Source organism: Streptomyces sp. NPDC040410 (assembly GCF_055595715.1).
Genome location: NZ_JBVIVK010000004.1, coordinates 102,039 through 114,482, shown reverse-complemented (window position 1 = coordinate 114,482; position 12,444 = coordinate 102,039). Strand labels below are relative to the sequence as shown.

12 protein-coding genes are annotated in these 12,444 nt (G+C 69.6%); 11 read left to right on the top strand and 1 reads right to left on the bottom strand.

Translation table 11 applies throughout. The annotated features are described in order from the left end of the window. Positions 1–139: 139 nt before the first annotated feature. On the bottom strand, positions 140–640 hold the full coding sequence (gene bldD / locus ACZ562_RS10145; protein WP_432925635.1) for a transcriptional regulator BldD: 501 nt from the start codon (positions 638–640) through the stop codon (positions 140–142). A 244-nt stretch (positions 641–884) separates the two neighbouring features. Here bldD and pyrR point away from each other — a divergent pair, with 244 nt between their 5' ends. The 11 genes from pyrR to rpoZ all read left to right on the top strand — a co-directional run bounded on the left by pyrR (position 885) and on the right by rpoZ (position 12,420). Then, positions 885–1,478 carry a bifunctional pyr operon transcriptional regulator/uracil phosphoribosyltransferase PyrR gene (pyrR, locus tag ACZ562_RS10140; RefSeq protein WP_471175882.1) on the top strand — a complete coding sequence of 198 codons (594 nt, stop codon included), beginning with the start codon at positions 885–887 and terminating at the stop codon, positions 1,476–1,478. 122 nt (positions 1,479–1,600) lie between these two features. Beyond that, positions 1,601–2,578 (top strand): aspartate carbamoyltransferase catalytic subunit, encoded by a 978-nt coding sequence (locus tag ACZ562_RS10135; RefSeq protein WP_471175879.1) that lies wholly within the window; start codon positions 1,601–1,603, stop codon positions 2,576–2,578. Between the two features lie 5 nt (positions 2,579–2,583). Next, positions 2,584–3,870, top strand: coding sequence for a dihydroorotase (locus ACZ562_RS10130; RefSeq protein ID WP_471175876.1), 1,287 nt, complete (start codon positions 2,584–2,586; stop codon positions 3,868–3,870). Then, a complete protein-coding gene (locus ACZ562_RS10125) occupies positions 3,867–4,433 on the top strand; it encodes a PH-like domain-containing protein (protein WP_471175873.1) in 567 nt (188 codons plus the stop codon). Before ACZ562_RS10130 ends, ACZ562_RS10125 begins: the two co-directional genes overlap by 4 nt. After that, the gene (carA, locus tag ACZ562_RS10120) at positions 4,430–5,572 is read left to right on the top strand and encodes a glutamine-hydrolyzing carbamoyl-phosphate synthase small subunit (protein WP_471175871.1); all 1,143 of its coding nucleotides are present in this window, start codon (positions 4,430–4,432) and stop codon (positions 5,570–5,572) included. Before ACZ562_RS10125 ends, carA begins: the two co-directional genes overlap by 4 nt. Further along, on the top strand, positions 5,565–8,873 hold the full coding sequence (carB, locus tag ACZ562_RS10115) for a carbamoyl-phosphate synthase large subunit (RefSeq protein ID WP_471175869.1): 3,309 nt from the start codon (positions 5,565–5,567) through the stop codon (positions 8,871–8,873). The genes carA and carB overlap by 8 nt, the downstream gene beginning before the upstream one ends. 51 nt (positions 8,874–8,924) lie before the next feature. Then, complete coding sequence (locus ACZ562_RS10110) at positions 8,925–10,031, top strand: quinone-dependent dihydroorotate dehydrogenase (protein ID WP_471175866.1); 1,107 nt, start codon at positions 8,925–8,927, stop codon at positions 10,029–10,031. Next, positions 10,028–10,873, top strand: coding sequence for an orotidine-5'-phosphate decarboxylase (pyrF, locus tag ACZ562_RS10105; RefSeq protein ID WP_471175864.1), 846 nt, complete (start codon positions 10,028–10,030; stop codon positions 10,871–10,873). The genes ACZ562_RS10110 and pyrF overlap by 4 nt, the downstream gene beginning before the upstream one ends. Before the next feature lie 277 nt (positions 10,874–11,150). Then, entirely contained in the window at positions 11,151–11,474 is a 324-nt protein-coding gene (locus tag ACZ562_RS10100; protein WP_003977346.1) for an integration host factor, read from the top strand. Next, positions 11,471–12,091 carry a guanylate kinase gene (gene gmk, locus ACZ562_RS10095; protein WP_471176865.1) on the top strand — a complete coding sequence of 207 codons (621 nt, stop codon included), beginning with the start codon at positions 11,471–11,473 and terminating at the stop codon, positions 12,089–12,091. Before ACZ562_RS10100 ends, gmk begins: the two co-directional genes overlap by 4 nt. Before the next feature lie 56 nt (positions 12,092–12,147). Continuing rightward, complete coding sequence (gene rpoZ, locus ACZ562_RS10090) at positions 12,148–12,420, top strand: DNA-directed RNA polymerase subunit omega (protein WP_003977348.1); 273 nt, start codon at positions 12,148–12,150, stop codon at positions 12,418–12,420. Positions 12,421–12,444: the final 24 nt, after the last annotated feature.

Below are 12,444 nucleotides of genomic sequence, written 5' to 3'. Positions count from 1 at the left end.
GAAGGCCAACGGGCAGGCGGTTTGGTATTTGGGGTGCTCCTCTACAGCGGAGCCAATGGCAACCCAAAAAGAGCTGGGTGGGGACCACAAACCCCTCCCCCCCCCCCCCCCCCCCCCCCCACGTTTCTGCTGAGTGCTGTCAGCTCTCCTCGTGGGAGACGGCACGGCGCGCGTCCGCGTCCAGCACGCCCCAGTTGATCAGCTGCTCGGTGAGGACCGAGGGCGACTGGTCGTAGATGACGGCGAGTGTGCGCAGGTCGTCCTGGCGGATCGACAGCACCTTGCCGTTGTAGTCACCGCGCTGGGACTGGATCGTCGCCGCGTAGCGCTGCAGGGGGCCCGCCTTCTCGGCCGGCACGTGGGCCAGCCGCTCCAGGTCCAGGACCAGCTTCGGCGGCGGCTCGGCGGCCCCGCCCGGGGTGGTGCCCGGCAGCAGCTCCTGCACGGGGACCCCATAGAAATCCGCCAGTTCGGCGAGGCGCTGCACGGTCACGGCGCGGTCACCGCGCTCGTACGACCCGACCACGACCGCCTTCCAGCGTCCCTGGGACTTCTCCTCGACACCGTGAAGGGAAAGGCCCTGCTGGGTGCGGATGGCCCGGAGCTTGGCCCCGAGCTGTTTGGCGTATTCGCTGGACATATAGCTCCCCGGACACTGTGCGAACGCGGGCCAGGCCGCGCGGCTGGTAACTCACTGTGAGGTTACGCAGCGTTACTCTGCTGCGTCAAGCCGAAGGGTCCGTACCGACTCTTCGGTGATCGTCGGCGGCCGATTACTCCAAGGGGGTGATCAGGGGCGTCGTCCGGGCCTGCTACCGTGGGTGGCGCAATTCCGACGTCCTTTAAGGTCCGTCCCGTGAGGCGGAGAAGGAGGTCCGTTTCATATGGACAAGCAAGACACACGGCAGAACACGCAGCAGTCCGATGCGCGGCCCGTCCTCGAAGGCCCCGACATCGCGCGCGTGCTGACCCGCATCGCCCACGAGATCGTCGAGCGCGCCAAGGGCGCCGACGACGTGGTGCTTCTCGGCATTCCGACCCGGGGCGTCTTTCTCGCCCAGCGGCTCGCCGCCAAGCTGGAGCAGATCACCGACCGCAAGATCCCGGTCGGCTCCCTCGACATCACCATGTACCGCGACGACCTGCGCATGCAGCCGCCGCGTGCGCTGGCCCGCACCGAGATCCCCGGTGACGGCGTCGACGGCAAGCTGGTCGTCCTCGTCGACGACGTGCTCTTCTCCGGCCGCACCATCCGCGCCGCCCTCGACGCCCTGGGCGACATCGGCCGCCCGCGCGCGGTGCAGCTCGCTGTCCTCGTCGACCGCGGCCACCGCGAACTGCCCATCCGCGCCGACTACGTCGGCAAGAACCTCCCCACGTCGCTGCGGGAGACGGTCAAGGTCCAGCTCGCCGAGGAGGACGGTCGCGACACCGTGCTGCTCGGCGTCAAGCAGACCGCTCCGGGCGCACAGCACTAGGACGCGGGCGTACGGCACTGCCGCACGCCTGCCCTCGTGTGCCCTCACCTGCCGGACTGCGCCTTCTGGGACATCCCCCAGACCCCCGGATCCCCAATGAACTGCCTTACGGAGCCTGACAGATGCAGCGTCATCTCATCTCGGCCGCCGACCTCACCCGCGACGACGCCGTCCTGATCCTCGACACCGCCGAGGAGATGGCGCGGGTCGCCGACCGGCCGATCAAGAAACTGCCGACCCTGCGCGGCCGCACCGTCGTCAACCTCTTCTTCGAGGACTCGACCAGGACCCGGATCTCCTTCGAGGCCGCCGAGAAGCGCCTCTCCGCGGACGTCATCAACTTCTCCGCCAAGGGGTCCAGCGTGTCCAAGGGCGAGTCCCTCAAGGACACCGCCCAGACGCTCGAAGCCATGGGTGTCGACGCCGTCGTCATCCGGCACGGCGCCTCCGGAGCCCCGTACCGGCTCGCCACCTCCGGCTGGATCGACGCCGCCGTGATCAACGCCGGCGACGGCACCCACCAGCACCCCACGCAGGCCCTGCTCGACGCCTTCACCATGCGCCGCCGCCTGGTCGGGCGGGACGCCGGGATCGGCCAGGACCTCGCGGGCAAGCGGGTCACCATCGTCGGCGACGTGCTGCACAGCCGCGTCGCCCGCTCCAACGTCGACCTGCTGCACACGCTCGGCGCCGAGGTCACCCTCGTCGCGCCGCCCACCCTGGTGCCGGTCGGGATCGAGACCTGGCCGTGCGAGGTGTCGTACGACCTGGACAGCACACTGCCGAAGACCGACGCGGTGATGATGCTGCGCGTCCAGCGCGAGCGGATGAACGCGGCGTTCTTCCCGACCGAGCGCGAGTACTCGCGGCGCTACGGCCTCGACGGCGACCGCATGGCGAAGATGCCCGAGCACGCCATCGTGATGCACCCCGGCCCGATGGTCCGCGGCATGGAGATCACCGCCGAGGTCGCCGACTCCGAGCGCTGCACCGTCGTCGAGCAGGTCGCAAACGGAGTCTCCATCCGGATGGCCGTCCTGTACCTGTTGCTCGGTGGGAACGAGCCCGCCGTCACCCACGCCCGTACCGAGGAGAAGTAAGACAGATGAGCAAGATCCTGATCCGCGGTGCGAAGGTTCTCGGCGGCGAGCCGCAGGACGTCCTGATCGACGGCACGACCGTCGCCGAGGTGGGTGCCGGTCTGTCCGCCGAGGGCGCCGAGGTCGTCGAGGCCGCCGGCAAGGTGCTCCTGCCGGGCCTGGTCGATCTGCACACCCACCTGCGCGAGCCCGGCCGCGAGGACTCCGAGACCGTCCTCACCGGTACGCGCGCGGCGGCGAGCGGCGGCTACACCGCCGTGTTCGCCATGGCCAACACCTTCCCGGTCGCCGACACCGCCGGCGTCGTCGAGCAGGTCTACCGGCTCGGCCAGCAGCACGGGTACTGCGACGTGCAGCCGATCGGTGCCGTCACCGTCGGCCTGGAGGGCAGGAAGCTCGCCGAGCTGGGCGCCATGCACGAGTCGGCGGCCGGTGTCACCGTCTTCTCCGACGACGGCAAGTGCGTCGACGACGCGGTGATCATGCGGCGGGCGCTGGAGTACGTGAAGGCTTTCGGCGGTGTCGTCGCCCAGCACGCGCAGGAGCCGCGGCTGACCGAGGGCGCCCAGATGAACGAGGGCGTCGTCTCCGCCGAGCTGGGCCTCGGCGGCTGGCCCGCGGTGGCCGAGGAGTCGATCATCGCCCGGGACGTCCTGCTCGCCGAGCACGTCGGCTCCCGCGTCCACATCTGCCACCTGTCGACCGCCGGCTCCGTGGAGATCGTGCGCTGGGCCAAGTCCCGCGGCATCGACGTCACCGCCGAGGTCACCCCGCACCACCTCCTGCTCACCGACGAGCTGGTGCGGACGTACAACCCGGTCTTCAAGGTCAACCCGCCGCTGCGCACCGAGCGTGACGTGCTCGCTCTGCGCGAGGCCCTCGCCGACGGCACGATCGACATCGTCGCCACCGACCACGCCCCGCACCCGCACGAGGACAAGGACTGCGAGTGGGCCGCGGCCGCCATGGGCATGGTCGGCCTGGAGACCGCGCTGTCGGTGGTCCAGGAGACGATGGTCGACACCGGGCTGCTCGACTGGGCGGGTGTCGCCGACCGCATGTCGTTCAAGCCGGCGCGGATCGGGCAGGCGAAGGGGCACGGCCGTCCCGTCTCGGCAGGTGAGCCCGCCAACCTCACGCTCGTCGACACGGAATACCGTGGGTCCGTGGACCCCGCGGGCTTCGCCTCGCGCAGCCGCAACACCCCGTACGTGGGCCGCGAGCTGCCGGGCCGTGTCACCCACACGTGGCTTCGGGGCAAGGCCACGCTCGTCGACGGGAAGCTCACGTGACACCTGTACTCCTGCTGGCCGCCGAGAAGGAATCGGCTCAGGTCACCGACTGGGCCGCCCGTGTCGGCTGGCTCGTCGGACTCGCCCTGTTCGTCGCGCTCGTCTACTGGCTGATGCGCGAGGGCTGGAAGTGGCGCGGCACGCTCCAGGGCGATCTGCCGGAGCTGCCCACCGCGCCGGAAGAGTCCGGCCCGGCGAAACTGAGCATGAGCGGCCGCTACCACGGCTCCACCACCGCCGGGCAGTGGCTGGACCGCATCGTGGCGCACGGCCTCGGCACCCGCAGCCGGACCGAGCTCACGCTGACGGACGCGGGACTGGACGTCGTACGCCCCGGCGCGACCGACTTCTTCGTGCCCGCCGCCGCGCTGCGCGAGGCCCGGCTCGACAAGGGCATCGCCGGCAAGGTCCTGACCGAGGGCGGCCTCCTCGTCGTGACCTGGGCACACGGCGAGAGGCTGATCGACTCCGGGTTCCGCTCCGACCGCGCGGCCGAGCACAACGCGTGGGTCGACGCCATCAACTCCATGATCAACAACACGGAAACGGAAGGCGCACGATGACGACCTCCACAAGGGGAGCCTCGAAGGTTCCCGCGGTACTCGTCCTGGAGGACGGCCGGATCTTCCGCGGCCGTGCCTACGGGGCCGTGGGGGTGACCTTCGGCGAGGCCGTGTTCTCCACCGGCATGACCGGCTACCAGGAGACGCTCACCGACCCGTCGTACCACCGCCAGGTCGTCGTGATGACCGCTCCGCACGTCGGCAACACCGGCGTCAACGACGAGGACCCCGAGTCGCAGCGGATCTGGGTGTCCGGTTACGTGGTGCGGGACCCGGCGCGCGTGCCCTCCAACTGGCGCTCCCGGCGCTCGCTCGACGAGGAACTGCGCAAGCAGGGTGTCGTCGGCATCAGCGGGGTCGACACGAGGGCGCTGACCCGGCACCTGCGCGAGCGCGGCGCCATGCGCGTCGGCATCTTCTCCGGCAACGCGCTGCCCGACGAGGGCACGATGCTCGCCGAGGTACGCCAGGCCCCCGAGATGAAGGGCGCCGACCTCTCGGCGGAGGTCGCCACCAAGGAGCCGTACGTCGTTCCGGCCATCGGTGAGAAGAAGTTCACCGTCGCCGCCGTCGACCTCGGCATCAAAGGCATGACCCCGCACCGGATGGCCGAGCGCGGCATCGAGGTGCACGTGCTGCCGGCCACGGCGAGCGTCGAGGACGTGTACGCGGTGCAGCCCGACGGCGTGTTCTTCTCCAACGGCCCGGGCGACCCGGCCACGGCCGACCACCCGGTGTCCGTGATGCGGGCGGTGCTGGAGCGCGGTACGCCGCTGTTCGGCATCTGCTTCGGCAACCAGATCCTCGGCCGCGCCCTCGGCTTCGGCACCTACAAGCTCAAGTACGGCCACCGCGGCATCAACCAGCCGGTGCAGGACCGTACGACCGGCAAGGTCGAGGTCACCGCGCACAACCACGGCTTCGCCGTCGACGCACCGCTCGACCAGGTGTCCGACACCACCTACGGCCGCGCCGAGGTCTCCCACGTCTGCCTCAACGACAACGTGGTGGAGGGGCTGCAGCTCCTCGACCGGCCGGCCTTCAGCGTCCAGTACCACCCCGAAGCGGCAGCGGGCCCGCACGACGCCGCCTACCTGTTCGACCGCTTCGTATCCCTGATGGAGGGCCAGCGTGCCTAAGCGCACCGATATCCAGTCCGTCCTGGTCATCGGCTCCGGCCCGATCGTCATCGGTCAGGCCGCCGAGTTCGACTACTCCGGCACCCAGGCGTGCCGCATCCTGCGCGCCGAGGGCCTGAGGGTCATTCTGGTCAACTCCAACCCGGCGACGATCATGACCGACCCGGAGATCGCCGACGCCACGTACGTCGAGCCGATCACCCCGGAGTTCGTGGAGAAGATCATCGCCAAGGAGCGGCCGGACGCGCTGCTGCCCACTCTGGGCGGTCAGACGGCCCTCAACACGGCGATCTCGCTGCACGGGGCCGGGACCCTCGACAAATACGGCGTCGAACTGATCGGCGCCAACGTCGAGGCGATCAACAAGGGTGAGGACCGCGACCTCTTCAAGGACGTCGTCGAGGCCGTCCGCGCGAAGATCGGGCACGGCGAGTCCGCCCGCTCGGTGATCTGCCACTCGATGGACGACGTGCTCGCGGGCGTCGAGACCCTCGGCGGCTACCCCGTCGTCGTCCGTCCCTCCTTCACCATGGGCGGCGCCGGCTCCGGCTTCGCGCACGACGAGGAGGAGCTGCGCCGCATCGCCGGCCAGGGCCTCACGCTGTCTCCCACCACCGAGGTGCTCCTGGAGGAGTCGATCCTCGGCTGGAAGGAGTACGAGCTGGAGCTGATGCGCGACAAGCACGACAACGTCGTGGTCGTCTGCTCCATCGAGAACTTCGACCCGATGGGCGTGCACACCGGTGACTCGATCACCGTCGCGCCGGCGATGACGCTGACCGACCGCGAGTACCAGATCCTCCGCGACATCGGCATCGCGGTCATCCGCGAGGTCGGTGTCGACACCGGCGGCTGCAACATCCAGTTCGCGGTGAACCCGGAGGACGGCCGGGTGATCGTCATCGAGATGAACCCGCGCGTGTCGCGCTCCTCGGCGCTGGCGTCGAAGGCGACCGGCTTCCCGATCGCCAAGATCGCGGCCAAGCTCGCCGTCGGCTACACCCTCGACGAGATCCCGAACGACATCACCGAGCAGACGCCGGCATCCTTCGAGCCCACCCTCGACTACGTCGTGGTCAAGGCCCCGCGGTTCGCCTTCGAGAAGTTCCCGTCCGCCGACTCCACGCTGACGACGACCATGAAGTCGGTCGGCGAGGCCATGGCGATCGGGCGCAACTTCACCGAGGCGCTGCAGAAGGCGCTCAGGTCGCTGGAGAAGAAGGGCTCGCAGTTCACGTTCGTGGGCGAGCCCGGCGACAAGGCCGAGCTCCTGCGTGACGCCGTCCGCCCGACCGACGGCCGGATCAACTCCGTCATGCAGGCCATCCGCGCGGGCGCCACGCCCGAGGAGGTCTTCGAGGCGACGAAGATCGACCCGTGGTTCGTGGACCAGCTCTTCCTGATCAAGGAGATCGCGGACGAGCTGGCCGCCGCCGACAAGCTGGACCCCGACCTGCTCGCCGAGGCCAAGCGGCACGGGTTCTCCGACCAGCAGATCGGCGAGATCTGCGGGCTGCGCGAGGACGTCGTGCGCGAGGTGCGGCACGCGCTGGGCGTGCGCCCCGTGTACAAGACGGTCGACACCTGCGCCGCCGAGTTCGCCGCGAAGACGCCGTACTTCTACTCGGCCTACGACGAGGAGACCGAAGTCGCGGCGAGGGAGAAGCCCGCCGTCATCATCCTGGGCTCCGGCCCGAACCGCATCGGGCAGGGCATCGAGTTCGACTACTCCTGCGTTCACGCCTCCTTCGCGCTGAGCGACGCCGGGTACGAGACCGTGATGGTCAACTGCAACCCGGAGACCGTGTCGACCGACTACGACACCTCCGACCGGCTGTACTTCGAGCCGCTGACCCTGGAGGACGTCCTCGAGATCGTCCACGCGGAGTCGCTGGCGGGCCCCGTCGCGGGCGTCGTGGTGCAGCTCGGCGGGCAGACGCCGCTCGGCCTGTCGCAGGCGCTCAAGGACAACGGCGTGCCGGTCGTGGGCACCTCCCCGGAGGCGATCCACGCGGCCGAGGACCGCGGCGCCTTCGGGCGCGTGCTCGCCGAGGCCGGCCTTCCGGCCCCCAAGCACGGCACCGCCACCACCTTCGCGGGCGCCAAGGCCATCGCCGACGAGATCGGCTACCCCGTTCTGGTCCGGCCGTCGTACGTCCTCGGCGGACGCGGCATGGAGATCGTGTACGACGAGGCCCGGCTGTCCTCGTACATCGCCGAGTCCACCGAGATCAGCCCCTCGCGGCCGGTCCTCGTGGACCGCTTCCTCGACGACGCGATCGAGATCGACGTCGACGCCCTCTACGACGGCGAGGAGCTCTACCTCGGCGGCGTGATGGAGCACATCGAGGAGGCCGGCATCCACTCCGGCGACTCGGCCTGCGCCCTGCCCCCGATCACACTGGGCGGCTTCGACATCAAGCGCCTGCGGGCCTCGACCGAGGCCATCGCGAAGGGCGTCGGGGTCCGGGGCCTGATCAACATCCAGTTCGCGATGGCCGGGGACATCCTGTACGTCCTGGAGGCCAACCCGCGTGCCTCGCGCACCGTCCCCTTCACCTCGAAGGCGACCGCGGTGCCGCTGGCGAAGGCCGCCGCCCGGATCTCGCTGGGCGCGACCATCGCCGAGCTGCGCGAGGAGGGCCTGCTGCCGGCCAACGGCGACGGCGGCACGCTGCCGCTGGACGCGCCGATCTCGGTCAAGGAGGCCGTGATGCCGTGGTCGCGGTTCCGCGACATCCACGGGCGGGGCGTCGACACCGTCCTCGGCCCGGAGATGCGCTCCACCGGCGAGGTCATGGGCATCGACTCGGTCTTCGGCACGGCGTACGCCAAGTCCCAGGCCGGCGCCTACGGTCCGCTGCCCACCAAGGGACGGGCCTTCATCTCGGTCGCCAACCGTGACAAGCGCTCGATGATCTTCCCGGCGCGGGAGCTGGTCGCCCACGGCTTCGAGCTCCTCGCCACCTCCGGCACGGCCGAGGTCCTCAAGCGCAACGGCATCAACGCGACGGTGGTGCGCAAGCAGTCCGAGGGCACCGGCCCGAACGGCGAGCGGACCATCGTGCAGCTCATCCACGACGGCGAGGTCGACCTCATCGTCAACACCCCCTACGGCACCGGCGGCCGCCTCGACGGCTACGAGATCCGTACGGCGGCAGTGGCGCGCTCCGTGCCCTGCCTGACGACGGTCCAGGCACTCGCCGCCGCGGTCCAGGGCATCGACGCCCTCAACCACGGTGACGTAGGCGTCCGTTCACTGCAGGAACACGCGGAACACCTGACCGCGGCCCGCGACTAGCAGCCCTGAGGGGGACATCGGAAACGGTGTCCCCCTCTTCGTGAGGACACCATGTACAAGTTCTTCTTCACCCTCGTCTTCAAGCGGATGGATCCCGAGCAGGCGCACCACCTCGCCTTCCGCTGGATCCGGTTCGCCGCCCGCGTCCCGGTGCTGCGCACGTTCGTCGCGGCCGCGCTCGCGCCCCGCTACAAGGAACTGCGCACCGCGGCCTTCGGGCTGCGCATGCACGGGCCGTTCGGACTCGCCGCCGGCTTCGACAAGAACGCCGTCGCCATCGACGGCATGTCGATGCTCGGCTTCGACCACGTCGAGATCGGTACCGTGACGGGGGAGCCGCAGCCGGGCAACCCCAGGAAGCGGCTGTTCCGCCTCGTCGCGGACCGGGCGCTGATCAACCGGATGGGCTTCAACAACGACGGCTCCCTGGCCGTCGCCGCGCGCCTGGCCTCGCGTACGCCCGTCTTCAAGGCCGTGGTCGGCGTCAACATCGGCAAGACCAAGGTCGTACCGGAGGCCGAGGCCGTCGCCGACTACGTGAAATCGGCCGAGCGGCTGGCGCCGTACGCCGACTACCTGGTCGTGAACGTCTCCTCCCCGAACACGCCCGGACTGCGCAGCCTCCAGGCGACCGAGGCGCTGCGCCCGCTGCTCACCGCCGTGCGCGAGGCCGCCGACCGTACGGTCACCACGCGCCGTGTCCCGCTCCTGGTGAAGATCGCACCGGACCTCGCGGACGAGGACGTCGACGCCGTCGCCGACCTGGCCGTCGAACTCGGCCTGGACGGGATCATCGCCACGAACACCACCATCGCGCGCGAGGGACTCGGTCTGGAATCCGAACCGTCCCTCGTCAAGGAGGCCGGCGGGCTGTCCGGCGCTCCTCTCAAGGCGCGCTCCCTGGAGGTGCTGCGCCGCCTCTACGCGCGCGTGGGTGACCGGATCACCCTCGTCGGTGTCGGCGGCATCGAGAACGCCGAGGACGCCTGGCAGCGCATCCTGGCGGGCGCCACGCTGGTACAGGGCTACAGCGCCTTCATCTACGAGGGGCCCTTCTGGAGCCGGGCCCTGCACAAGGGGCTCGCCGCCCGGCTCCGCACGAGCCCGTACGCCACCCTCGCCGACGCGGTCGGCGCCGACACAAGGAAGACGGCATGACTGTTCTGGAACCCTTCGGCGCCCGTCTGCGCCGGGCCATGGACGAGCGCGGCCCCCTGTGCGTCGGTATCGACCCGCACGCCTCCCTGCTCACCGAGTGGGGCCTGAACGACGACGTCGCGGGGCTGGAGCGGTTCAGCCGCACGGTTGTCGAGGCGATGGCCGACCGGGTCGCCGTTCTGAAGCCGCAGAGCGCGTTCTTCGAGCGGTTCGGGTCGCGCGGCATCGCCGTCCTGGAGAAGTCCGTCGAGGAGGCGCGGGCGGCCGGCGCGCTGGTCGTGATGGACGCCAAGCGGGGCGACATCGGCTCGACCATGGCCGCCTACGCCGAGTCCTTCCTTCGCAAGGACTCCCCGCTGTTCTCGGACGCGCTGACCGTCTCGCCGTATCTCGGCTACGGGTCCCTGTCTCCGGCCCTCGCCCTGGCGCGCGAGAGCGGCGCCGGCCTGTTCGTGCTGGCGCTGACGTCCAATCCGGAGGGCGGCGAGGTCCAGCACGCGGTCCGCGCGGACGGCCGCACCGTGGGCGCCACGATGCTGGCCCATCTGGCCGCCGAGAACCTGGGGGAGGAGCCCCTGGGCTCCTTCGGGGCGGTCGTCGGCGCCACGCTCGGTGACCTGTCGTCCTACGACCTGGACATCAACGGCCCGCTTCTCGCCCCCGGCATCGGTGCTCAGGGCGCGACTCCGGCCGATCTTCCCGAGGTCTTCGGACCGGCGGTGCGCAATGTCGTCCCCAACGTCAGCCGGGGGGTGCTGCGGCACGGTCCCGACACCGGTGCGCTGCGCGCGGCCGCGGAGCGCTTCGCGGAGGAGATCCGGGCCGCAGTGACGGCCGCCTGAGCCGTCCGGGGTGCCTGCTCGAGTCCTCCGATGAGTGATTCGAAGCCGACTTGAGTCTGGATACATCCTCAAATCCGGGGCAGTATGTCTGAAATGTCCGTCCTGACGGAGGCTGACCAGGACTTTTCCGCTGTTCTCGCTGACTCTGGCGGACTTGGCCGCTAGTCTCCGACGAGAGTGAACGGGCAAGCGTGTTGCTCGTAGCTCCCCAGGTGTGGGGCGACTAGGTTCCTCACCGGTCCGTATCCGACAGTTCAACATCCGAGGTGACGTAGGCGTGGCTCTTCCGCCCCTTACCCCTGAACAGCGCGCAGCCGCGCTCGAAAAGGCCGCCGCGGCTCGCCGGGAGCGGGCCGAGGTCAAGAATCGACTCAAGCACTCCGGCGCCTCCCTGCACGAGGTCATCAAGCAGGGCCAGGAGAACGACGTCATCGGCAAGATGAAGGTCTCCGCCCTTCTTGAGTCCCTGCCGGGCGTGGGCAAGGTCCGCGCCAAGCAGATCATGGAGCGACTGGGCATCTCCGAGAGCCGCCGCGTGCGCGGTCTCGGGTCCAACCAGATCGCCTCCCTGGAGCGTGAGTTCGGCAGCACCGGCTCCTGAGACCGGGTGCTCCGGACAGGGAGTCCCGGGCACTCCGGGATTGCTGGAATAATCGCTGCATGAGTGAACGTCCGCGGCTGACCGTGCTCTCCGGCCCCTCCGGGGTCGGCAAGAGCACGGTCGTCGCCCATATGCGCAAGGAACACCCCGGGGTCTGGCTCTCGGTGTCGGCGACGACCCGGAGGCCCCGCCCGGGCGAGCAGCACGGAGTCCACTACTTCTTCGTCACCGACGAGGAGATGGACAAGCTGATCGCCAACGGCGAGCTGCTGGAGTGGGCGGAGTTCGCCGGCAACCGCTACGGCACGCCGCGTGCGGCCGTGCTGGACCACCTGGAGGCCGGTGTGCCGGTTCTCCTGGAGATCGACCTCCAGGGCGCCCGGCAGGTCCGCGAGTCCATGCCCGAGGCCCAGCTGGTGTTCCTGGCCCCTCCCTCCTGGGAGGAGCTCGTGCGCAGGCTCACCGGCCGGGGGACCGAGCCGCCCGAGGTGATCGAGCGCCGCCTGGAGGCGGCCAAGATCGAGCTGGCGGCCGAGCCGGAGTTCGACGTGACCTTGGTCAACACCTCCGTCGAGGACGTGGCTCGCGAGCTGCTAGCCTTGATGGACGTTGTGTGATCGTGAATGGTTTGATCACACTGACTGATTCTTTCCCATCCATCGGAAGGTAGAGCGTGTCCTCTTCCATCTCCGCGCCCGAGGGCATCATCAACCCGCCGATCGACGAGCTCCTCGAGGCCACCGACTCGAAGTACAGCCTCGTGATCTACGCGGCCAAGCGGGCCCGCCAGATCAACGCGTACTACTCGCAGCTCGGCGAGGGCCTCCTCGAGTACGTCGGTCCTCTCGTTGACACCCATGTCCACGAGAAGCCGCTCTCGATCGCTCTCCGCGAGATCAACGCGGGGCTGCTGACGTCCGAAGCCATTGAGGGTCCGGCGCAGTAGTATTTTCGGCTTGCAGTTTGCTTT

What these genes read in the sequence shown, in the direction of transcription:
- ACZ562_RS10135 (WP_471175879.1), top strand. Translation starts at nt 1,601, where the DNA reads ATGCAGCGTCATCTCATCTCGGCCGCCGACCTCACCCGCGACGACGCC.
- pyrF (WP_471175864.1), top strand. Translation starts at nt 10,028, where the DNA reads ATGACTGTTCTGGAACCCTTCGGCGCCCGTCTGCGCCGGGCCATGGAC.
- ACZ562_RS10110 (WP_471175866.1), top strand. Translation starts at nt 8,925, where the DNA reads ATGTACAAGTTCTTCTTCACCCTCGTCTTCAAGCGGATGGATCCCGAG.
- carA (WP_471175871.1), top strand. Translation starts at nt 4,430, where the DNA reads ATGACGACCTCCACAAGGGGAGCCTCGAAGGTTCCCGCGGTACTCGTC.
- pyrR (WP_471175882.1), top strand. Translation starts at nt 885, where the DNA reads ATGGACAAGCAAGACACACGGCAGAACACGCAGCAGTCCGATGCGCGG.
- ACZ562_RS10130 (WP_471175876.1), top strand. Translation starts at nt 2,584, where the DNA reads ATGAGCAAGATCCTGATCCGCGGTGCGAAGGTTCTCGGCGGCGAGCCG.
- bldD (WP_432925635.1), bottom strand. Translation starts at nt 640, where the DNA reads ATGTCCAGCGAATACGCCAAACAGCTCGGGGCCAAGCTCCGGGCCATC.